The organism is Corynebacterium sp. (assembly GCF_030532325.1).
In the GTDB taxonomy this organism is placed as follows: Bacteria; Actinomycetota; Actinomycetes; order Mycobacteriales; family Mycobacteriaceae; genus Corynebacterium.
The window spans coordinates 160374-181916 of sequence record NZ_JAUNLS010000003.1; the positions used below are offsets into that span (position 1 = coordinate 160374).

The following is a 21543-nucleotide window of genomic DNA, read 5'->3' on the forward strand; positions in this document are numbered from 1 at the left end:
GCGGAGCGTTAGCCCATGATCATGGTGCGCAGCGTCGAGCGCGCCACAAGCGCGCCCTCCTGGCGCATCTCCACGCTCCACACGTGGGTGCGGCGCCCGAGCTGCACGGGCGTGGCCACGGCCTCCATGACGCCGGAGGATACCCCCTTGATGAAGTCCGTGGAGTTGTTCACGCCCACCGCCGGCTTGCCCGCCGCGATCACGCTGGCGATCGAGCCCGTGGTCTCCGCCACCGAGCAATACAGCCCGCCGTTGGCCACTCCCCAGGGCTGGTGGTGGGCCGGGGTGACCTCAACCTCGGCGCGCACCTCCTTAGGACCGACGTGGGTAAAGCGCACTCCCAGCAGGCTGGATAGGCCGCGTTGCTGGGAGTTCATCTGATCCAGCTCCTCGGCGTTAAGCGGGCGCTTACTGGCGGTGCTCATGAGAGCACTCAAGAGTTCTGCGTGTTCCATGCCACCACAGGGTAGTCGAGCCGCCTGACGTAGGATGGTGTCCATGACTGAAAAGACTGAACTGGCTCAGATCGGCGTCGTGGGATTGGCCGTCATGGGCTCCAACCTCGCACGCAACTTCGCACGCAATGGCAACACGGTGGCGGTGTACAACCGCAGCCCCGAAAAGACCCGCGCACTCATCGCCGAGCACGGCTCCGAGGGCGCATTCATCCCCTCCGAGACCATCGAGGACTTCGTGGCCAGCCTGGAGCGCCCGCGCAAGGCCATCATCATGGTGCAGGCCGGCAAGGCCACGGACGCCGTGATCGACCAGCTCGTCGCAGCCATGGATGAGGGCGACATCATCATTGACGGCGGCAACGCGCTCTACACCGACACCATCCGCCGCGAGAAGGAGGTGGCCGCCGCTGGGCGCCACTTCGTCGGCGCGGGTATCTCCGGCGGCGAGGAGGGCGCGCTCAACGGCCCGTCCATCATGCCAGGCGGCCCGGCCGAGAGCTGGGAGGCCTTGGGCCCCATTCTCGAGTCCATCGCCGCGCAGGTGGATGGCACCCCGTGCGTGACCCACATCGGCCCCGACGGCGCCGGCCACTTTGTCAAGATGGTGCACAACGGCATCGAGTACGCGGATATGCAGGTCATCGGCGAGGCCTACCAGCTGCTGCGCTACGGCGCCGGGATGGAGCCCGCGGAGATCGCGGAGGTCTTCAAGGAGTGGAACTCCGGCGACCTGGATTCCTACCTCATCGAGATCACCGCCGAGGTCCTGGCGCAGAAGGATCCGGAGACGGGTGCCCCGCTTGTCGACGTCATCGTGGACGCCGCGGGCCAGAAGGGCACCGGCCGCTGGACCGCCATCAACGGCCTAGAGCTGGGCGTTCCGGTTACCGGCATCGCGGAGAGCGTGTTCGCCCGCGCGCTGTCCTCTGCCACCGCGCAGCGTGAGGCCGCCCGCGCAGGCGAGCTGCCCACCGGTGAGCTGGCCGCGGACATTGCTGGGCTGGGCGTCGACAAGCAGGCGTTCATCGAGGACGTGCGCCGCGCGCTCTACGCCGCCAAGCTCATCGCCTACTCCCAGGGCTTCGACGAGATCAAGGCCGGCTCCGAGCAGTACGGCTGGGATGTGGATCCGCGCGACCTCGCCACCATCTGGCGTGGCGGCTGCATCATCCGCGCGAAGTTCCTCGACCGCATCCGCGAGGCCTACGACACCAACCCGCAGCTGCCGGCCCTCATCCTGGATCCCTACTTCAAGTCTGAGCTCTCCGGCCTCATCGATTCCTGGCGTCGAGTGATCGTCGCCGCTACCCAGATGGGCCTGCCGGTTCCAGTCTTTGCTTCCTCGCTGTCCTACTACGACAGCCTGCGTGCCGAGCGCCTACCGGCCGCCCTCATCCAGGGCCAGCGCGATTTCTTCGGTGCCCACACCTTCAAGCGCACTGACCGCGAGGGCACCTTCCACATCGAGTGGTCCGGGGATCGCAGCCTCAGCGAACTCTAGGCCCACGTGCGGCTTTTAGGAATCCGGGTCGGCGCACTAAAGTAGCCAACAATGACTACTTTTGCCGAGCTCGGCCTGCCGCATGACATTGTCCGCGTCCTCAACAAGCAGGGCATCAAGACCCCCTTCCCTATCCAGGAAGCCGCCATCCCTGACGCTCTCGCCGGCAAGGATGTGCTCGGCCGCGGGCCCACGGGGTCTGGCAAGACCTTCACCTTCGGCCTGCCCATGCTGGCCCGCCTGGCTGGTACCGGCGCCTCCCGCCCCGCGCATCCGCGCGGCGTGGTGCTGGCGCCCACGCGTGAGCTGGCCACACAGATCCAGCAGCGCCTTGAGGAACCCGCCGCGGCACTCGGCCTGCGCGTGCTCGCGGTGGTCGGCGGGGTCAACATCAACAACCACATCCGCTCGCTGGCCCGGCCGGTGGATCTCCTTGTGGCCACCCCGGGCCGCGCACAAGACCTCATCGACCAGGGCAAGCTCTTCTTCGACTCCGTGTCCATCAGCGCGGTGGATGAGGCGGACCAGATGGCGGACATGGGCTTTTTACCCCAGGTGAGTAAGCTCATGGCGCTCACCCCTGCCGAGGGCCAGCGCCTACTTTTCTCCGCCACGCTCGACGGGGATGTAAGCAAGCTAGTGGAGCGCTTCCTGCACGATCCCGTCACCCACTCCACCGCCCCGGTGGAGGCCGCCGTGGACACCATGGAGCATTACCTGATCTTCGTCGGCGAGCGCGAGGCCCGCAACGAAGTGGTGCTGCGTATTGCGGCGCGCGCGGGCAAGACCATCATGTTCATGCGCACCAAGCACGGGGTGGACAGGCAAGCCAAGAAGCTGCGCCGCGCCGGCATCAACGCGATGCCCCTGCACGGCGATAAAGGCCAGGGCTCGCGCACCGCGGCCATCGAGGGCTTTGCCGAAGGCACCGTGCCGGTGCTGGTGGCCACGGACATCGCCGCGCGCGGCATCGACATCGCCGATGTGTCCTTGGTGGTGCACGTGGATCCCCCGGCCGAGCACAAGGCTTACCTGCACCGCTCCGGGCGCACCGCCCGCGGCGGCGAATCCGGCACCGTGGTCACCCTGGTGATGGACTCCCAGCGCCAAGAGGTCGCCTCCCTCATCAAGAAGGCCGGTGTCAGCGCCAGCGAGCTGGACATCAGCGGCCGTGATAACCCCGCCGGCAGCCCCGATCTGGCCCAGATCACCGGCGCCCGCAAGCCCACCGGTTCCCCGCTGGGCCCGCCGCAGATCCAGCAGCAGTCCGCGAAGAAGAACGGTGCCACGCCGAAGAAGTCTGGAGCCTCCGCGAAGAAGAAGGCCACGCCGCAGGGCACCCGACAGCGAGGTCACCAGCGCAGCCAGAAGCGCGGTGAGCGCGGCAGAAACTCCCGCGGCGGCACGCAGAACCAGCGGCAGAATGGTCAGCGCCGCAACCGGCGCGGCGGGGCGAAGTAGCCGTGCGCGCCGATGACACCGAGCCTGTGATCCTGCAGCCGGAGGACTGGATCCCCGCGCGCGAAGCACACCGTGAGCAGGCCGAGGACCTGCTTAGGCGCTTCCGCCATCCGGGCTCCTATCATCCGGTTTACGACTTCCTCTTCGAGTACTACCCCGTGCGTCCCTCCCACCTGCGCAGGTGGCACCCGGGTTTCGGCGTTGTGCTGGCTGATGGTGCCACAGCTGGCTCAGGGGACGCAGGGGGCTCAAAGGGCCCAGAGGCCTCCGAGGTCGTAGAGATTGAGCACGAGGGCTGGCGGGACTACCACCGCACCGCACATGGAGTCACCGTCGATCTCGATTCCCTGTGGGCGCGCCGCGGGGACTCATTCCTCTACATCCGGGATCTCATGGCGCGCTCGGCCACTAATCCGGCGCAGTTCGATTGCTTTGGTTTGCACGAGTGGGCGATGGTCTACCGCACCGATTCCCCGCGCCACGATCTTCCCCTGCGCCTAGGTGCTGAGGGCACCAACAAGGTGGTGGAGTCTCATCGCATCAAGTGCACGCACTACGACGCCTTCCGCTTCTTCACCCCGCCGGCCAGGCCGCTCAACCTCACGGTCTTGACCCGCGAGGGCCAGCCCACCAATGATCAAGCTGGCTGTGTGCACGCCACGATGGACCTCTACAAGTGGGCGTGGAAGCTGGGGCCGCTGGTGCCCGGCGAGCTCTTCCTCGACACCCTGCGCCTGGCCGTGGCCGCGCGCACGCTGGACATGGAGGCCTCGCCCTATGACTGCCGCGAGTGGGGCTTCGGCGTGGTGCCCATCGAAACTCCTGAGGGAAAGGCGGACTACGTTCGCCGCCAGCGCGAGCTCGCCGCACGGGCCGAGCCGTTGCGTGAGCGGCTTGTCGCACTCGTTGACCGAGCGGCGGCGGCTACAATATCTAGGCAATAGTTGGACTTTTGGGCGGTGCGCGCGCTCCGTCAGCGTGGAAGGACAGGGATGGCACGACACTCCAATGGTAGGAACACGTACGCGGTAGCCCCGTGGGTCATTGTGGTTGCCGTCGTGGTGATTGCCGCTGTAGCTCTCGGCGGCTATTTCTTGCTCCGCGGAGGTGACGCCGACGATGCAACCATGAGCGCCCAGGGCACGAGCACACAGAGCACTGCGGAGTCGACTGCGTCCTCCAGCACCACCCAACCGGCGGCGTCTTCCAGCCAGGTCTCCTCCACGGCGACCTCGGCTGCGTCCTCCTCGGCCAAGCCCGCGGAGAAGTCGGAGCCCGCAAACAAGGGTCCGGCTGCGCGTGCCGACAAGCCGGCGGCCAACACAATGCTGCTGCTGGATACCTCCGATGGGCTGGCCCCCTACTTCGATCCGGTCACCCAGGCACTGGCGGAGACCGCCACGACCCTGGGCGAGGAGGACTCCGCGGTGGCTCTGTGGAACTACTCCTCCCCCATCTCCGCCAGCGCCACGGTGGGCTACCGCCAGAACGTCGGCTACGGCGACGCCGCCTCGGCTGCCTTTGCTGTGCAGCAGTTCGGCACCGGTGGCGTGCCGCAGACCCGCAGCGCTGTGGTCGCCGCGATGGCCAACGCCAGCGAGCAGGCGGCAACGGCTGGGCCGGACGCCCGAGTGCTGTTGGTGACCACCGGCACCGAGCAGGACATGGATGATGCCTCCTTCCAGGACGCGCTCAACCAGGCCCGCGCCGATAACGTCTCGCTTTCGGTAGTGCACCTGGGTGCGGCGCCTGCCGACGCCCCCATAAAGGACGCCGCCTCCGTCTACCTCACGGTCAAGGATCCCTCCAACAGCGCAGAGGTGTCCAAGGCCATCAAGGCGGCCGCCGGCGTGGCCTAGCCCGGCGCAGCATAAGACAGAGCCTCCGCTTCCTGCCGTGAGCTGCAGGAGGCGGAGGCTCTGTCTTATTCGTCTTATTCGGTTAAACCTGTTCCAAGGATCTGGCGTGTCCCATCTGCGGGCGCTTGAAACAGCGCGCGAATGTTCGGGCCCGGCGGGCCACGCTTAGGGCTTTAGGAGGACTTGCGGTTACGGCGGGCAGCCAGCTCGTCGATGCCCACCACGACGTCCGCGTCGAGCTCGTCCACGCGCTCGGCTGGGAAGGAGGAGATGGTGCCGGAGAGCTCCTTGAGGATGCCCGGCACCGCGATGCCGAAGACACCCTGGCCGCCGGCCAGTAGGTCGATGACTTCATCGTTGGAGCGGCACTCGTAGACGGTGGTGCCATCGGAGACCAAGGTGAGCTCCGCGAGATCGTTGACGCCGCGGTCGCGCAGGGACTCGACTGCCAGGCGGATGTTCTGCAGCGAGATGCCAGTATCGAGCAGCCGCTTGACAATCTTGAGCACGAGCACGTCCTTGAAAGAGTACAGGCGCTGGGAGCCAGAGCCACGCGCGGTGCGGATGGAGGGCTTGACCAGATCGGTGCGCGCCCAGTAGTCCAGCTGGCGGTAAGTAATGCCGGCGACCTGGCAGGCGATCGGCACGCGGTAGCCGAGCTCCTCGTCGGGTCCGACGTCAAAGAGGGATTCCTGAACGTAGTTAGCGTCGGAGCCGAAGGTATCGGCGTAGTGGTCTTGCTCGTTGCTGCTCACGTAATTACTCCAGTGATGTCTTGGGGGAGTTCTAAAACTTAATTAAAGGGCACGAGGCGGAACGCGTCAAGAGCAGGCGCCTCAAAACCCTCGAGTACAACTTTAGACTTCTTCATCCCCATTTTCATCATTAGTCACACGCGTGTCATTAGAATCTTTTTCCTCCTCCCCCTGGTGGAAGTCCTCCTCTGACATACCCAGCGAGCGCATCATCTCCTCAAAATCGGCGTCTGCCTGTGGGTTTCCGGACGCCGAGGTATCAGACTCGTTCTCCTCATCCGGGCGCTCCTGACCATCGGAGGCGGGGGAATCAAAGGACACGCCGAAGTATTCCTCGATGTCCTCTGGGGTGGCAAAGACGGCCACCTGGCTCACCAGCTCTTCCTCGATGGTGATGGGCACGCCGAAATGATCGGAGAGAGCGAGGGCTTCGCACATGCGCGCATCGTGGGTCTGCCCGGTGGCATCGATGATGTCCACCATGAAGGTGCCCTCATAGTGATTGACAATCTGCAGCGCCTCTACCCCACCGGCAGTCTCCGCGAAGTCAATGAGGAGATCGTGAGTGGTGGGCCGGTTTTCCTCGTAGCCACCAAGGCGCTGCATGACTTGGGAGCCGTCGATCGGCGAGAGCCACACCGGCAGGATGCGATTGCCCTGCACCCAACGAAACAGCGCGCACAGATCGTTTTCTGGCTCCATCACGTGGATGCCGTGAAACTCCAGTTCTACTTCACTCATGCCCTCTACTTTCCCACACTTCACCCCGAGCTCGCGCACCACCGCGGCACACACGCCGCTGCCCCGCCAACGAGAAAGGCCCGACACCATCATGGTGCCGGGCCGCAACCCTTATCGCGCTCTTTGCTCCGAGCAGGCTGTGTCAGCGATTAGCTGTGGAACTCCTCCCGGATGTCGGACTTGAGCAACGTGGCGTGCAGCGAGACCACCAGCGCGGTGATCTGCTGGGACAGCTCTTCTGCCTGCTGCTTGGCCGTATCCGACTTCGAGTTAGCCACCGGGGAGGCCACCTGGGTGATGAGGTCAGCCTGGCGGCGGGCGTTGTTGCGCAGCGACTTCAGCTGGCGGTTATCCAGGCCGAAGGCCTTCAAGGCCATCGCGGAGGACACCACGGCCACATCATCGGTGTTGAAGAAGCCCGCGGCATCGGGCGCAATGAGGCCCACCTTGACCAGGTCCGCGACTTCCTCCTCGGTGCTGCCGGCCTTGGCGGCCACGTCAGCATCGGTCAAGCGAGTCACCACCGGGGCGCGCAGCTGTTCGGCATTGACCAGGCCATCGCCCTGGCCGGCGGCCGAGGCAATAGCGGTGACCTGGCCGGAATCCATGGCCTCCAGCTGCTCGCGAATGACCTTGAGCGGCGTGTAGTGATCACGCTGCGTGGTGAGGATGTAGGTCAGGCGGAGCACATCGTCCTGAGTGAAACGGCGGTAGCCCGAGGCCGTTCGCTGGGGGCTAATCAGCCCCTCCGATTCCAAGAAGCGGATTTTCGACACTGTGACGTCGGGGAACTGCTTGTTGAGCTGTTCCAGGACGACGCCGATCGACATAGTCTTTTGCTTCTTGGACTTCGCCCCCACGTTAGCGCGGAGTGCGGAGCCGGATTCTGCTGCGCTCACGATACTTCTCTTAATGCCTCTACTGACCTGTACTGACTAACCCTCGCGTGTACCCCGTGTGTTTTCCGGAGGTATGCCGCGGAGGTTTACTTCGGAGCGATAAAGACCAGACGGAACTTGCCGATCTGAATTTCATCGCCCACCTCGAGCTCCTGGGAGTTGCGGGGCTCGCGGTTGACGTAGGTGCCGTTGAGGGATCCCACGTCGACGACCTCAAACTTGCCCTCGTTGAGGCGGAACTCGGCGTGGCGGCGGGAGACGGTGACATCATCGAGGAAGATGTCCGCCTCCGGGTGGCGGCCAGCGGTGGTGGTGGGCTGATCCAGCAAGAAACGGGCGCCGGCATTCGGACCGCGCTTGACGACGAGCAAAGCCTGGCCCGGGGCCAGGTTTTCTACGCCGGCAGCGGAGGTGTCAGAACCTACAGCACTGCTGTTCTCCATCTCCTTGAGAAGGTCTGCGCGGAATACAGAAGTGGTTTCTACCTGCGGTTCCGGCGTGCCAGTGTTCTCACTCATTGTTACCTCCGATTGGACGGATACGTGTTGACTTATTCCATAGTAGCGATTCGACCGCCTCTGCGAGTAGCCTCGCCTAAAATTCTGCTCGCCGCGAGCTTCCCCGCAGGGCGGCGTCACCGGCGGCCTACCGGAAAATATTACCGATGCCCTTGAGCACCGAGTTGCCACCCCCGGCCAAGGGGTTATCGGAGACCATGTAGGTCCACGTCGCGCTGGGCCGGGACAGGCCGTGGTCATCAAGGTGGGCCCCGTCGGCATCGATTAGCACCTCGCGGAAGGTCTCGACCGCCTTGTCGACGGCCTCCTGGGCCAAGCTCTTGAACTCGCGCACCGCGATGCGGTGGTACTCATCGATCGGGGTTTCGCGGGCGATGGCGCGCAGGTGGATGGACTCGCGCACGTCGTCCATGAGCTCCAGGTGATCGGCCCAGGCCAAGTCCAGGTGGTAGAGCATGATCTCCCGGGCTGCGGCCACCCGAGTTTCCTCCGGCAGATCCGCCAGCTGCGCGGCCTTTTCCGGGGCGCGCTCGGAGAGCTCCACCCAGGCCTGGTCGGTATCGAGCAGCTTGGCGCGGCGTTCGTCGATGATAATGCGCTGATCCGCCAGCAGCTGGTTGTACTTCCAGGTCTGCGCGTGGATCTCCAGCAGCTGGCCCTCGGTCACGCGCTGGCAGTGGGCGATGAAGTCGTTGACTCGCTTGGACTCGATGCGCCCGGTGGCATCCGGCTGGGCCGCCAGGGACTCGTCCTCGCCGCCCTGAAGCACGACGTCGTCCTCCAGGGAGACGAAGAATACGCTCAAGCCCGGATCGCCCTGGCGGCCCGCGCGCCCGCGCAGCTGGTTATCCAAGCGCGAGGTGCGGTAGCGAGAGGTACCGATGACGGCCAGCCCGCCCTTGTCCACCACGGCCTGGCGGTCGGCCTCGTCGGCGCCCCCCAGCTTGATGTCGGTGCCGCGGCCGGCCATCTGGGTGGAGACGGTCACCCGGCCCAGATCACCCGCCTCGGCCACGATGCGGGCCTCCTCGGCGTCGTTCTTGGCGTTGAGCACGTTGACCTCGATGCCGCGCTCGCGCAGGGCCTCAGCGAGATCCTCGGACTCTGCGACGTCGTGGGTGCCCACCAGCACCGGCTGGCCGGTGGCGTTGAGCGCTGCGATCTCGTCGACGATGGCCTTGGACTTTTCCTCCACCGTGGCATAGACGCGGTCCTGCTCGTCGAAGCGCTTGAGCTCCTTATTGCGGTCAATGACGGAGACGTGGAGATCGTAGAACTGGCGCAGCTGATCGGTGGCCTCCACGGCGGTGCCGGTCATGCCGCAGACCAGCGGGTAGCGGCGCATGAGCTCCTGCAGGGTAATGGTGTCCAGGATGCGCCCGCCCTCGGAGACCTCCAGGCCTTCCTTGGCCTCCACGGCGGCCTGCAGGCCATCGGGCCAGCGCTGGAGATCGGCCACGCGGCCGCGGGAGGCGTCGATAAGCTGCAGCTTGCCGTCGTTGATGATGTAGTGGATATCGCGGATGAGCAGCGCCTTGGCGTGCAGCGCCAGGTTCACCTTCACCAGGATGCTGCCGATGTTCTCCTCGGAGTAGAGCGAGTCGATGCCCAGCTCCCGCTCGACGCGGGCCGCGCCGTCATCTGTAAGCGAGACGGTACGGCCGTCCTCGGCCACCACGTAATCCAAGCCCTCGCGCAGGCGGGAGACCACGTTGGTGATGTGCCCGGTGGGCGCCTCGCCCGGGCGGTTACCGGCCAGCACGAGCGGGACGAGGGCTTCGTCGACCAGCACGGAGTCGGCCTCGTCCACCAAGGCGACGTCGGCGGGCGCCTGCACGGTCTGCTCCCGCGAGGTGATCTGGTTATCGCGCAGCACGTCGAAGCCCAGCTCGTTGACCGGGCCATAGATGATATCCGCCTGGTAGGCCTGGCGCCGCTCCTCGGGGGTGTTCTTCTCAGAGACCGACGCCACCGTCAGCCCGAAGAACTCCACGAGCGGGCGCATCCACTCGGCGTCGCGCACGGCCAGGTAGTTGTTCACGGTGACCACGTGCACGCGCTTGCCGGTCAACGCGAAGCCGGTCGCGGCCATCGCACCCACCAGGGTCTTGCCCTCACCGGTGGCCATCTGGATGACGTCACCCTCCAGCAGGCGCAGCACCGCCTGTGATTGAACAGTAAAAGGATGCATCCCGAGACGCCGTTCACTCGCCACGGCCAGCGCGGCGAGGAAGGTGGACTTATCCGCGATCTTTGCCTCGGCCACGCTCTGCCGCGCCGCGTTGACCACGAAGGCATCGTCACGCTGGGCTAAGTCCGCGGCCTGCGCGCCGGCGGCCTCCACGACGGCTTTGGATTTCTTATTGTTGCGCTCCGATGTCGCGCCCATTGCCTTCCAGAACCAGTTAAACGCGGCCATAGCCTCAACCTCCGTAACGTTGCTAACCCTTCTGACAATAGTCAACCTCGGTTAGCTCAGTTGCAGTTGGCCTTATATCCTTGAGGCCATGCAATCGATGAACGTGACGCTCCCTTCCAGCACCGGGACAAAGATGGCCGGAACCATCGATTTTCCCGATACCAAGCCGCGCGCCTACGCCATATTTGCGCACTGTTTTGCCGGCTCCCGCCACACCCCGGGCGCTGCCCGCGTGAGCAAGCAGCTCACCGAGTTTGGCATTGCCACCCTGCGCTTCGATTTCCCCGGCCTGGGGCAGTCTGAGGGCGAGTTCGCAGACACCACCTTTAGCCAGAACGTGGCTGACATCCAGGCTGCCGCCGCCTGGTTGGAGGAGAACTACTCCGCGCCCCAGCTGCTCATGGGCCACTCCCTGGGCGGTGCGGCCTCCCTGGCGGCGGCCAACGGCATCCGTTCCCTCAAGGCCGTGGCCACACTCGGCGCTCCCTTCGATCCCGCCCACTCCGTGCTGCACTACGCCGACAAAATCGGGGAGGTCGACGCCAACGGCCAGGTGGAGGTCATCCTGGGCGGGCGCAACCTCATCATCTCCCGCGGCTTCCTGGAGGACCTCGCCGATACCAACCCGGAGGAGTACCTGCCGCGCCTACGCAAGCCGCTTCTGCTGCTGCACTCCCCGATTGACCAGACCGTGGGCATCGACAACGCCCAGAACATCTTCCTCAAGACCCGCTACCCCAAGTCCCTGGTGAGCCTGGACAAGACCGATCACCTGCTGACCAAACAGGGCACCGCCGCGCGGGCTGCGGATCTCATCGGCGCGTGGTCCGAGCAGTTCATCGTGCCGGAGAACGTCCCGGCGCCGGTGGGCGAGGATTCCGCGGTGGCCACCCCGACGGTGGGCACCAAGTTCGGCGCGGTCATCCGCCACAACGATCGCAGCGTGACCGCGGACCGCACCAAGAAGAACGGCGGTAAGGGCCAGGGCTTTACCCCCGAGGGCCTCATCATGTCCGCACTGTCCGCGGCCAGCGTACAGGCGGTGAAGAAGGCGGCGAAGGGCATGCCGCTTGACGACGTCTCCGTGGCCGTCACTCACGTCGAGGGCACCGATACCTTCGAGCGCCGCGTGGAGCTCATCGGCGATCTCAGCGCTGAGCAGCGCGCCGCGCTTCTCGAGGCCGCCCGGGACACCTCCATCGATCACCTCCTCGGCGGTGCTTCCGTGGTGGACGAGCCGGCGCAGGGTGACAACGCGTGATCGTGCTCAATCCCCTGCCGGCTGACGCGCGCTGTCCCTGCGGAACCGGCCTAACCTTTGGCGAGTGCTGCGGGCAGTACCATGCGGGCAAGCCCGCTCCCTCGGCGGAGGCACTCATGCGCTCGCGCTTTAGCGCTTTTGTCACCGGCGATGAGGACTATCTGCTGCGCACCTGGGATCCGCGCACCCGCCCGGAGCGCCTGGAGCTGGCAGACATGGGCATCCGCTTCTACCGCCTGGACATCATCGAAACAGTGGCCGGTGGCCCGCTCGATAGCGAGGGAGTAGTGGAGTTTGAGGCCTTCTACAAGGGCGCGGCCACCGGCTCCCAGCGCGAGCGCTCCAGCTTCCGCCGCCAGGGTGGCCAGTGGGTCTACTCCGCCGGCCAGTTCTAAGATGGCCCCAGCCGAGCGCTCCCGTCCTCACGCCCCTTCACCATTTACCCGCTGTGAGCAGGCGATTGGCTAATGCGAATACTACTGTTGTAATCTAAGGCAGCTGCCCGATAAGGGAAGCGGCGGACTATGGCGCAGTTTGGTAGCGCACTACACTGGGGGTGTAGGGGTCGCAGGTTCAAATCCTGTTAGTCCGACAGCCAACAGGCCAGAGCACAATCACCGCTCTGGCCTGTTTCTTGTTTCTTGCTGCGCTGTGTTTCTTGCCGCGCTGCCGCTGTGCTTCTTGCCGCGCTGTTCTGGCGGCCACCGGCCCCACTTGCCACAGTCAAAGACACAGATGCCTGCATGGGCTAAATCGAGCTTTTCCGTTTTCAGTGCATGTTCATTTAGCCCGTTCCGCTTCGCTTGCCTCTTGGCCTTTGAGTCCTTTCCTTTCCGGCTTCCCTTTATCGCTACTCGTGACCTCGCACTCGCCTCCCCTTCCCCTTTTCCACAGGTAGCGGAGAGCCAAGGCCATCCCGGCGGCGCTTTTACCTTTCCTCACTAACCGCCTAGTTCCCTCCCACAAAACGCAACGAGCGCCCACCCAGGAATCGGGTGGACGCTCGTAGAAAAGCTTCGCGCCGCGTTCTCGCGTGAGCGCTCCGCGGGGTTTTACTCGCCCTGCTTGCCCAGGGCCTCATCGGCCTTGTCGCGAGCGGCGTCGATTTTGTCCGCCTTGTCCTCGCCCAGCTTGCCCTTGGCAGCCTCAGCGCCCTTGTCCAGAACCTTATCGGTAGCCTCTTCGCCCTTGTCGGAGTTCAGAGCGTCCTTGGCCTTGTCCATGATTCCCATGGTGACTCCTTTCATAAAAAATTCGCTTCTAGGGTTACAGGGCCCCACGGTACATACATGCCGTGGGGCTCGCCATGATGACAGCGAGTGAGGGCTTTGCTCGGAAGCTGCGAGCCTCGGATGCGCCCGGCACAAACTAGCGCTGAGCTGCGGCGCGCCGCCACACCGTAAGGGTTTCTAAAAGTACGCTGATAGCGTTGACAGCTCTCGCCAACCACACCCCCGTTTCAAGGACACCCACTATGCCCGAAGCCACCACACGCACCATCCCGGCTTTTGGCCTCTACTGGCCCGGCAAGGAGGAGGCTGCCGCACAGGCTTCGAGCCCGTGCCGGCCGGAGGCGCTGGAGGTACTCAGTGGCACCGGCTCCCCTTTCACTCACGGCAACACCATCTCCGAGGCGGACAACCTCGACGCACTCAAGCACATGGTCCACCACGGGGTTAAGGCGGATGTCATCTACATCGACCCGCCGTACAACACGGGCAAGGACTTTGTGTACCGGGATAACTACCGCAAGCGCCGCGAGCAGCGCGCTTCAGACTTTGGGCAATGGCACGCCGACTGGTTGTCGATGATGCTGCCCCGGCTCATCCTTGCCCGCGAAGTGCTGGCGAAAACAGGCGTCATCTTCGTGTCCATCGGCGAGGACGAGTGCGCGCACCTGCGGCTGGTGATGAACGAGGTCTTCGGCGAGGACTGCTTCGCCGGGCAGTTCGTGTGGAAGAAGGGTGGTACTGGCAAGAACGACTCTAAGTTCGCGGTGGTCGAGCACGAATACGTACTGTGCTACGTGCGCTCCCAGGACAGCCCGGGCTTTAACCTCGATGAGTTCGCGCACACCAGCACCAAGTACAACCACAGCGATGAAAAAGGTAACTATTCGTTGGTGCGGCTGGATTCCAAGACGCTGGGCTATCTGCCCACTCTGGACTTTCCTATCACCGGGCCCGACGGCAAGCAGTACCTCCCCCACCAGCCAGCCGGCAAGGAGAAGGTGGCCCGTTGGCGCTGGGGAACCGACATGGTGGCTGAGCGCTACGAGGAGCTGGTCTTTAGCCGCGGGTTTGTCTACACCAAGAACTATGAGAAGAAGGGGGCGCGGCCCCGCTCACTACTCGACGGCGAGCGCTTCGGGGTCACCCGCGCCGGGCGTCGCGACGCCGAGGAAGCACTGGGACACAAGGGCGTGTTTGAGTTCCCCAAGCCGGTGCGCCTCATCAGCCATCTCATTGCCATTGCGGGCCCCGCCGATGCCGTCGTGCTCGACTTCTTCGCCGGATCTGGCACCACGGCCCAGGCGGTACTCGAGCTCAACCACGCCGACGGCGGCACGCGCCGCTTCCACCTCGTGCAGCTGCCCCAGCCCACCGCGGCCAACAGTGCAGCGGCCAAGGCGGGTTTTGCCACGGTGGCCGATATTTGCGTCGCACGAGTGAATGCTGTGGAGAAAGGCTGCTTTAGCCACCTGCGGATCCCGGCGGCGCACTAGGCGCGCGCTCGCTACTTCAGTGCTGGCGGCTACGCCGCCGTCCACGACTATTTCAGCGTTGGCGCGGGCTTTTCCTCGACCTCGCCCTGCTCCACCGTGCCTGCCGGGCGGCCGGGGATGCCAAAGAAGTCCAGCACCTTATCGGTGGCAAAGCCGGCGCCGGCGGCTTTGGCGTCGTCGCTGCGCCCGCCGGGCCACACGTGGCTGCCGCCGCCGATGCGGATGTGCTGCAGCGGGGCGTCACAGCCCAGCCAGGTTTCCTGCAGCGCATTGTTGGTCAGGCGCACCGTGTGGATGGGCCCGGAGCAGTTGTTGCGCTTCTGGTGCTCATTGAGCACCTCCGGAACAGAGGAATAGTGCACGCCGTGGCGCTTGCCGCCGTAATAGCTCACCACAGGGTCATCCGTACCGTGGATGTCCAACCGGCCCACCGGGGCCTGCGCGCAGCCCTCGTGAATGCCGTCGTAGTAGGCCGCCGAAACCGTGGCCACAGAGCGGAAGGTCTCCGGCATGCGGCAAGCCAGGAAAGCCGCAAAACCACCGCCGTTGGACAGGCCAGCGGCGTAGATGCGGGAATCATCCACCGTGTAGGTCGCGCGCAGGCCGTCGATGATCTTCTCCACAAAGTCGAGGTCCTCCTCCGCAGTGGTCACCGCGTAGGGCGCCGGAGACCACGCGGCATCCTTCCCTAGCGGGTAGGCCAGGATCGCCTCGGCGGCATCCATCTGGGAGTAGTTCTGAATCTTCTCCGCTGATTCCTTCCAGCCGTGGAAGAGCAGGACCACCGGCCACTTCTTCTCGGGGTCGTAGTCCTTGGGAACGTGGAGGCGGAACTGCCTGCCCGAAGGCAAATTGATCACCTTGGTCTCGCCCGGTTCGGGGCCCACCAGCGGCGCGGACAGCGGGATGCCCAAAGGAGACTTCTCATCCCAGGGCCCGCGGTGCGCCACCGAGGTTTCGGGCTCCGGCGAGGAGCAGGCCGCCACAGCGCCCACACACACGGCCGCAGAGACGGCCGCGAGTACACGAGAGCACGCGCGGGCAAGTCCTCCTCGCCGAACTCCACGTTCCGGGTTGGTCACCACAGCTTAGTCGCGTCCCTTCTGCCAAGCGTTCCACATGTGAGAATAACGGCCTTTAGAATGTAGCAGTTCCTCGTGGGTTCCCCTCTCAACCACCCTGCCCTGGTCCATAACCAGCACCTCGTCCGACTGCGCGGCCTGGTCCAAGCGGTGCGCCACGATAATGGCCGTGCGCCCGGCGGTGACCTCCGCGGCAGCAGCCTCAAGGGCACCCGCGCCCGCCGATCCGGCCTCCGCGGTGGCCTCATCCATGACCACCACCGCCGGATCCAGCAGCAGGATGCGCGCCAGCGCCAGCTGCTGGGCCTCCACCGGATCGAGCTGCTGGCCGCGCGCGCCCACGACGGTGTCGAGGCCATCGGCCATCCGCTCGAACCAATCGGCGTGCACCCGGGCCAAGGCCTGCTTCATCTGCGCATCGGTGGCGTCCGGGCAGGCCAGAGACAGGTCCGCGCGCAGCGTGCCGGAAAAGACGTGTACCTCCTGGGAGATGAGGGCCAGGCGCTGGCCGCGTTCGACGTCGGAAAGCAGGCGTACCTCTACCCCATCAATGGTGACCGTGCCGCTATCCGGCACCCGCAGCCCCGCCAGCAGCGCGGCCACAGTGGACTTGCCCGCGCCCGAAGCACCCACCAGCGCAATGACTTCACCGGGCTCGGCGTGCAGGCAGACATCGCGCACGGCCCAGCGCTGCCCGTCCCCGGCGCCGCCCGCGGGCCCGTAGGCAAAGGACACCCCGTCCAGGCAGACCTCACCGGTTGGGTCGGGGGCACCAGCCGGCGGCACGGGGGCGGGCGGATCCTTGACCACGCCGGCGATGCGCGCCAGGGAGGCGTAGCCGGACTGGATGGTATCGAGCACCATCATCAGTGAGCGCATGGGGCCACGCAGGCGGATAAGCATGAGCATCGCCGCGGTCACCGCACCCACACTCAGCGCGCCCGCGCGCACCGCATAAAAGCCCACGATGAGCCCCACCACCAGCATGAGGCACTCCACCACGGAAACCCACGCCTGCAGCACCATCAGCGTGCGCCGCGCGCGGTAGCCTGCGTGGGAGACCGCGAGCGAGGACTCGTTGATGGAATCGTGCATCTGCTGCTCCATGCCAAAGGCGCGCACGGTGTCCCGACCGTGGATGGCCTCGAGGACGCGCCGGGCGCGCTCAGCCATGGCCGCGCGCTCGGTGCTGTAGCGCTCCGGCGCCACCTTGAGGTAGTTGCGCGAGGCAATCACGTACAGCGGGGCGGCTGCAACCACCACGGCGAGGAACTGCCACTGCAGCCCCACCAGCGCCACCGCGGTGGTGCCGATGGCGAAGATCGAACTCGACAGCGCCGGCACCGTGGTGGTCACGGCGGAGGATAGCTCGGCCACGTCATCCGTGGAGCGCGAAACTAGATCACCGGTACCGGCCTCCTCCACGCGGTGCACCGGCAGGCCCAGCGCCGTACCCACCATCTCCTCGCGCATGCCGGCGATGACGCGCTCGGTGACCTTGGACAGCGCATAAAAACCGGCGGCCGAGGCGCAGGCGGAAACCACCGCGGCGGCAGCCAGCCCGCCGCCGAGGGCTCCCAGGCGCGCGGCGGAGCCGGCGGGGCTTAAGACGGCGTCGACAATGCGGCCCAAGAGAATGGGCACCACGACGTTGCCCACGGCGCCAAGGACGAGTAGCAGCACGGACAGCACAGTCCAGCCGCGCGCGCGTGGCACGGTGCGCACCACCGTGGAGACAACCCCGCGGACCTCGGGCCAGGTGGCAGTGGGAAAACGCATGCTAGGCCCCCTTTCCTGCGCAGGCGGCGGCCTTCCAGGCCGGCGAGGTGGTGTAGACCACCGTGGGGCGGGTGCCACGTACCTGCGCCACGCGCTCGACGATGACCTGCTCCGTCACGGAGTCCACGGCCGTAGTGGGATCCTGCAGGATGAGCAGCTCCGCCTCGGTGGCCAGAGCCCTGGCCAGGGCCACGCGCTGGCGCTGGCCGCCGGAAAGGTTGCCGCCGCGCTCGCCCACCATGCGCTCAAGGCCGCCCGGGATGTCCTCTGCGGCCGCGGCCCACAAGGCGCGCTCGGCCACCGCCGGATCCTCGGAAATGTTGCTGGCCACGGTTCCCTCAAAGAGGTCCGCCCGGTGCGGGGCCACGATGGCCACACTGCGGTCCAGGTGCTCGATGCCCTCCGGCGCGTGCTCCGGGATCACGCTCAGCCCCGGGCGCAGCGCCGGCAGGCTGGCCTCCGGATAGTGCGCGAAGTCCGCGCCGAGCACCCCGCGAATTCGCTGACCGCTGGCTTGGGCGTTGGCCAGCGTGGAGGCGATATTCTTACCCAGCATGGTCATCGGCGTGATGACGAACTGCGTCAGGCCCACCACGGTGATGAGCTCGCCGATGCTCAACGTGCCCGCCAGCGCTAGGAAGCCGGCGGCAACGCCCACCGCGCCCACGTAGAGGGCGCCAATGGCCTCCGTGGCGGCGTTGAGCCGAGCCTGCGCGGCGTTGGCCTCCACGGTCTTCTCGTAGGCCGCGCCGGAGACCGCGTTGTAGCGGCTGCGCACGGTGGAGATGGCCCCCAGCCCTTTGAGGATGCGCAGCCCCTGCACCACGTCGGTGGCCATGGCGGCCGCCCGTGCCAGGGCCTTCTGCCGCGTGGCGGACTTCGCCCGCAGCGGGCGCGCCGCGCGCAGGGAGATGTAGACCACCAGCGGCCCGCCGGCGAAGATGGCCAGGCCCAGCGGCAGGTGGATGAGAGATGTCATGATGGCCACGTAGAGAATCGCCGTGGCCTCGCCGGCAGGAAAGACCGTCATCATCACGGCAAAGGACACACGCTGCACGTCCGTGGAGGCCACCGAGAGCAACTCGCCGGCCGTGCGGGCACGCCCCGCCATGCCGCGCGGATCCTGGATGCGATCAGTAACCGCCATGCGCAGCTCGTGGGCGATCTCCACGCGCGCTCGGACCAGGAAGGAGCGCGCGAACCACGTCACCACGATGTTCACCGCGAACACACCCACGAGCGCGCCCAGCCAGGTCAGCAGCGCGGCGGCCTCGCCCGTGCGCACGGCCTCATCGATGGCATGCCCCACGATGACCGGCGTGGTGCCGTTGGACAGAAAACCGACGGACATCAACAGCGCCGCCGGGATGGTCTTCTCCTTGCGCGCGAAGAGGGTTTTGAGCAACCAGCGGGGATCATCGGGCGAGGGAAGACGTGTCATGGGTGGACATTGTATTGGACGCGCCGGACAAGCCCCATGCCCATTGCTCCTCCACCCGCGGGAGCAGGTATTTTGAAGGTATCTATGAGCACCGAAGACCAGACTCCCCGCGCCGATCACCAGCATCCCGGCACTCAGCACCTGCCCGGCCCGGAGCACTACCCCAGCTATCGGCCCGCCTCCACCAAGCAGGCGCCCGCCTTCCGCAGCGCCGACCACCGCACGCGTTCCGCGTTGGCCTTCCACCACGGCGCACACACCTACCACGACGTGCGCCCCGGCTACCCGGAGGAGGTAGCCGAGCTCATCGCAGATGCTGGCACGGTCCTCGACGTTGGCGCGGGCACCGGCAAGCTCACCGAGCGCTTGAGCAACCCGCAGGTCTGGGCCTGCGATCCCTCCCCCGACATGACCCGCATCTTGCGCCGATTGGGCCTTCCCACTTGGCGGGCGACAGCGGAGAACACCGCGCTTGGCCGTGCCTGCGTGGACGCCGTCGCCTGCGCCCAGACCTGGCACTGGGTGGACGTGGCCAGGGCCAGCGCGGAATTCGACCGCATCCTGCGCCCCGGCGGTAGGGTGCTGCTGGTGTGGAACACCTTGGATGTTGGCGCCGATCCCTGGATTCTGCGGCTGGCGCGCATCATGCACTCCGGCGACATCCAGCGCCCGGGTTTCTACCCGGAGGTGGTCTCGCCGTGGAAGATCGACCAGGAGCTGCGCCTGACGTGGAGCCACGAGCTCACGCCGGAGCAGCTGCATCAGCTCATGCACACCCGCTCCTACTGGCTGCGCAACGGGGAGAAGATTCACCAGCGCATGACTCATAACCTCGACTGGTATCTCTTCGAGCACATGGGCTTTGAGCGGGGACAAAAACTGGACATCCCGTACCGCACGGATGCCTTCGTGCTGGTACGGGATGAGTGCTAGGAATTTAAAGGCTAGGGCCCGCCGGGGCCCTAGCGCTTGCGCTTATCGCGGCGCTCGCGCACGCGCACCGCAATGCGCACCGGGGAGCCGTGGAAGCCAAAGCGCTCGCGGAACTTGCGCTCGAGGTAGCGGCGGTAGGCCGCGTCGAGGAAGCCGGTGGTAAAGAGCACGATGGTCGGCGGCTGAGTCGAGGCCTGGGTGGCAAAGAGCACGCGCGGCAGGCGGTTGTTCTTCATCGGCGGCGGGTTCGCGGCAATGGCCTCGCGCAGCCAGTTGTTGAGCTGGCCCGTGGACACGCGCTTGTCCCAGCTCTCCAGGGCCTCGATCATCGCCGGCTCTAGGCGCTGCAGGGCACGCCCGGTCTGCGCGGAGACGTTGATGCGGGTCACCCAGGGCAGGTGGCTAAGCTGCTCGTCGATCTCGCGGTCGAGGTAGTAGCGGCGATCCTCGTCCATGAGGTCCCACTTGTTAAACACGATGACCAGGGCCTTGCCCGCCTCAAGCACCATGTTGAGCACGCGCTGGTCCTGCTCGGAGACCTCCTGGGAGGCGTCGATAAGCATGACGCACACCTCGGCGGCGTCGATCACGCCGCGGGTGCGCAGCGAGGCATAGTACTCGTGGCCCTGGGCGTTCTTGACCTTCTTGCGCAAGCCGGCGGTGTCAATGAACTTCCACAGGCGCTGATCCAGCTGCACCAGGGAATCCACCGGGTCCACCGTGGTACCGGCCACGTTATCCACCACGGAACGCTCCTCCGAGGTCAGCTTGTTGAGCAGCGAGGACTTGCCCACATTGGGCTTGCCCACCAGCGCGACGCGGCGCGGGCCAGAGGTTATCGAGGCGTGGCGCGGCTCCTCGGGGAACAGGCGCAGGATCTCATCAAGCACGTCAGCACCGCCGCGGCCGTGCTGTGCGGACACCGGCCAGGGATCTCCCAGGCCTAGCGCGTAGAACTCCGCCATGTCGGCATACATGGTCTCGGAATCAAACTTGTTGGCCACGACGATGACCGGCACCTCGGACTTCTGCAGCTTTCGCGCCATGACCGAGTCGGTCTCGGTGATGCCCACCTTAGTGTCCACCACGAAGACGATGACATCGGCGGTTTCCATGGCCTGCTCGGCTTGCCGGGCGATGGCGGCGTGGATGCCCTTGACGTTGGGATCCCAGCCGCCGGTGTCCTGCACGAAGAAGCGCTGGCCGTTCCAGTCCGCGATATAGGACACGCGGTCACGCGTCACACCGGGGTGATCCTCCACCACGGCCTCGCGGCGGCCCAAGAAGCGGTTGACCAGGGAGGACTTGCCCACGTTCGGGCGGCCCACCACCGCGACGGTGCAGAGGTTTTCCTCAGTGTGCTGGTCGGCGGAGTCGAAGGCGCGGGAAAGCGCTTCCCACTCCTCCTCGCTCAGCGGAGCCTGGTCGCCGTCGATGTCACCGCCGTCGGCGCCAGCCCCCTCGTAGGGATCGCCGTAGTCGGCCTCGCCGAACTCCGAATCATCGAAATCCGTGTCGGAGAAGTCGGCGCCATCGAACTCGGCGTCAGAGAACTCGTAGTCAAAGTCCTCGGCATCGAAATCGGCGGGAGCCCAGCCCTCGTGCGGATCGCGGACTACCTCCTCCTCCAGCTTGCCCACCGGGTAGTGGAACTCGGTGGCGGCCTCCTCGTTCTGCTGAGAGCTCTCGTGCTGTTTGTCGTTGGGTATCT

Annotated in this window: 19 protein-coding genes and 1 tRNA gene; 9 read left to right on the plus strand and 11 right to left on the minus strand. The window is 65.8% G+C overall.

Annotation, left to right across the window (positions count from 1 at the left end; genetic code table 11):
- Positions 1-8: 8 nt before the first annotated feature.
- Complete coding sequence (locus tag Q4E25_RS03080; RefSeq protein WP_303153907.1) at positions 9-455, minus strand: PaaI family thioesterase; 447 nt, start codon at positions 453-455, stop codon at positions 9-11.
- A 43-nt stretch (positions 456-498) separates the two neighbouring features.
- Between Q4E25_RS03080 and gndA the strand changes: the two genes are divergently transcribed.
- The 4 genes from gndA to Q4E25_RS03100 all read left to right on the plus strand — a co-directional run bounded on the left by gndA (position 499) and on the right by Q4E25_RS03100 (position 5279).
- Positions 499-1959, plus strand: coding sequence for an NADP-dependent phosphogluconate dehydrogenase (gndA, locus tag Q4E25_RS03085; RefSeq protein ID WP_303153909.1), 1461 nt, complete (start codon positions 499-501; stop codon positions 1957-1959).
- Positions 1960-2010: 51 nt separating this feature from the next.
- The gene (locus Q4E25_RS03090) at positions 2011-3420 is read left to right on the plus strand and encodes a DEAD/DEAH box helicase (RefSeq protein ID WP_303153911.1); all 1410 of its coding nucleotides are present in this window, start codon (positions 2011-2013) and stop codon (positions 3418-3420) included.
- Positions 3421-3446: 26 nt separating this feature from the next.
- Positions 3447-4364 (plus strand): 3-methyladenine DNA glycosylase, encoded by a 918-nt coding sequence (locus Q4E25_RS03095; protein ID WP_303153988.1) that lies wholly within the window; start codon positions 3447-3449, stop codon positions 4362-4364.
- A 150-nt stretch (positions 4365-4514) separates the two neighbouring features.
- Positions 4515-5279 carry a VWA domain-containing protein gene (locus Q4E25_RS03100; protein ID WP_303153912.1) on the plus strand — a complete coding sequence of 255 codons (765 nt, stop codon included), beginning with the start codon at positions 4515-4517 and terminating at the stop codon, positions 5277-5279.
- A gap of 173 nt (positions 5280-5452) precedes the next feature.
- On the opposite strand, the gene Q4E25_RS03105 is transcribed toward Q4E25_RS03100, so the two are convergent.
- The 5 genes from Q4E25_RS03105 to secA2 form a co-directional block, all read right to left on the minus strand.
- Entirely contained in the window at positions 5453-6034 is a 582-nt protein-coding gene (locus tag Q4E25_RS03105) for a MerR family transcriptional regulator (protein WP_303153914.1), read from the minus strand.
- Between the two features lie 102 nt (positions 6035-6136).
- Positions 6137-6775: a bifunctional nuclease family protein gene (locus Q4E25_RS03110; protein WP_303153916.1), complete on the minus strand. Its 639-nt coding sequence runs from the start codon at positions 6773-6775 to the stop codon at positions 6137-6139.
- A 149-nt stretch (positions 6776-6924) separates the two neighbouring features.
- Positions 6925-7605: a MerR family transcriptional regulator gene (locus Q4E25_RS03115; RefSeq protein ID WP_303153990.1), complete on the minus strand. Its 681-nt coding sequence runs from the start codon at positions 7603-7605 to the stop codon at positions 6925-6927.
- A 155-nt stretch (positions 7606-7760) separates the two neighbouring features.
- Positions 7761-8192 carry an oxoglutarate dehydrogenase inhibitor Odhl gene (gene odhI / locus Q4E25_RS03120; RefSeq protein WP_303153920.1) on the minus strand — a complete coding sequence of 144 codons (432 nt, stop codon included), beginning with the start codon at positions 8190-8192 and terminating at the stop codon, positions 7761-7763.
- A 127-nt stretch (positions 8193-8319) separates the two neighbouring features.
- On the minus strand, positions 8320-10611 hold the full coding sequence (secA2, locus tag Q4E25_RS03125) for an accessory Sec system translocase SecA2 (protein WP_303153922.1): 2292 nt from the start codon (positions 10609-10611) through the stop codon (positions 8320-8322).
- 88 nt (positions 10612-10699) lie between these two features.
- On the opposite strand from secA2, the gene Q4E25_RS03130 reads away from it, so the two are divergent.
- From Q4E25_RS03130 to Q4E25_RS03140, 3 genes are all read left to right on the plus strand, one after another.
- The gene (locus Q4E25_RS03130; protein ID WP_303153925.1) at positions 10700-11872 is read left to right on the plus strand and encodes an alpha/beta fold hydrolase; all 1173 of its coding nucleotides are present in this window, start codon (positions 10700-10702) and stop codon (positions 11870-11872) included.
- The gene (locus tag Q4E25_RS03135) at positions 11869-12267 is read left to right on the plus strand and encodes a YchJ family protein (protein WP_303153927.1); all 399 of its coding nucleotides are present in this window, start codon (positions 11869-11871) and stop codon (positions 12265-12267) included. Before Q4E25_RS03130 ends, Q4E25_RS03135 begins: the two co-directional genes overlap by 4 nt.
- A 123-nt stretch (positions 12268-12390) precedes the next feature.
- A tRNA-Pro gene (locus Q4E25_RS03140) sits at positions 12391-12464 on the plus strand.
- A 460-nt stretch (positions 12465-12924) separates the two neighbouring features.
- Here the strand turns inward: Q4E25_RS03140 and Q4E25_RS03145 are convergent.
- Positions 12925-13104 carry an antitoxin gene (locus Q4E25_RS03145; RefSeq protein ID WP_303153928.1) on the minus strand — a complete coding sequence of 60 codons (180 nt, stop codon included), beginning with the start codon at positions 13102-13104 and terminating at the stop codon, positions 12925-12927.
- A 242-nt stretch (positions 13105-13346) separates the two neighbouring features.
- Here Q4E25_RS03145 and Q4E25_RS03150 point away from each other — a divergent pair, with 242 nt between their 5' ends.
- Entirely contained in the window at positions 13347-14597 is a 1251-nt protein-coding gene (locus Q4E25_RS03150) for a site-specific DNA-methyltransferase (protein WP_303153930.1), read from the plus strand.
- A 47-nt stretch (positions 14598-14644) separates the two neighbouring features.
- On the opposite strand, the gene Q4E25_RS03155 is transcribed toward Q4E25_RS03150, so the two are convergent.
- From Q4E25_RS03155 to Q4E25_RS03165, 3 genes are all read right to left on the minus strand, one after another.
- The gene (locus tag Q4E25_RS03155) at positions 14645-15598 is read right to left on the minus strand and encodes a PHB depolymerase family esterase (protein WP_303153931.1); all 954 of its coding nucleotides are present in this window, start codon (positions 15596-15598) and stop codon (positions 14645-14647) included.
- Positions 15599-15685: 87 nt separating this feature from the next.
- The gene (locus Q4E25_RS03160) at positions 15686-17458 is read right to left on the minus strand and encodes an ABC transporter ATP-binding protein (RefSeq protein ID WP_303153934.1); all 1773 of its coding nucleotides are present in this window, start codon (positions 17456-17458) and stop codon (positions 15686-15688) included.
- 1 nt (position 17459) lies between these two features.
- Positions 17460-18899, minus strand: coding sequence for an ABC transporter ATP-binding protein (locus Q4E25_RS03165; RefSeq protein ID WP_303153936.1), 1440 nt, complete (start codon positions 18897-18899; stop codon positions 17460-17462).
- Between the two features lie 84 nt (positions 18900-18983).
- On the opposite strand from Q4E25_RS03165, the gene Q4E25_RS03170 reads away from it, so the two are divergent.
- Complete coding sequence (locus Q4E25_RS03170) at positions 18984-19832, plus strand: class I SAM-dependent methyltransferase (RefSeq protein ID WP_303153938.1); 849 nt, start codon at positions 18984-18986, stop codon at positions 19830-19832.
- Between the two features lie 29 nt (positions 19833-19861).
- Here the strand turns inward: Q4E25_RS03170 and der are convergent, their stop codons facing one another.
- Entirely contained in the window at positions 19862-21541 is a 1680-nt protein-coding gene (der, locus tag Q4E25_RS03175; RefSeq protein WP_303153991.1) for a ribosome biogenesis GTPase Der, read from the minus strand.
- Positions 21542-21543 lie beyond the last annotated feature (2 nt).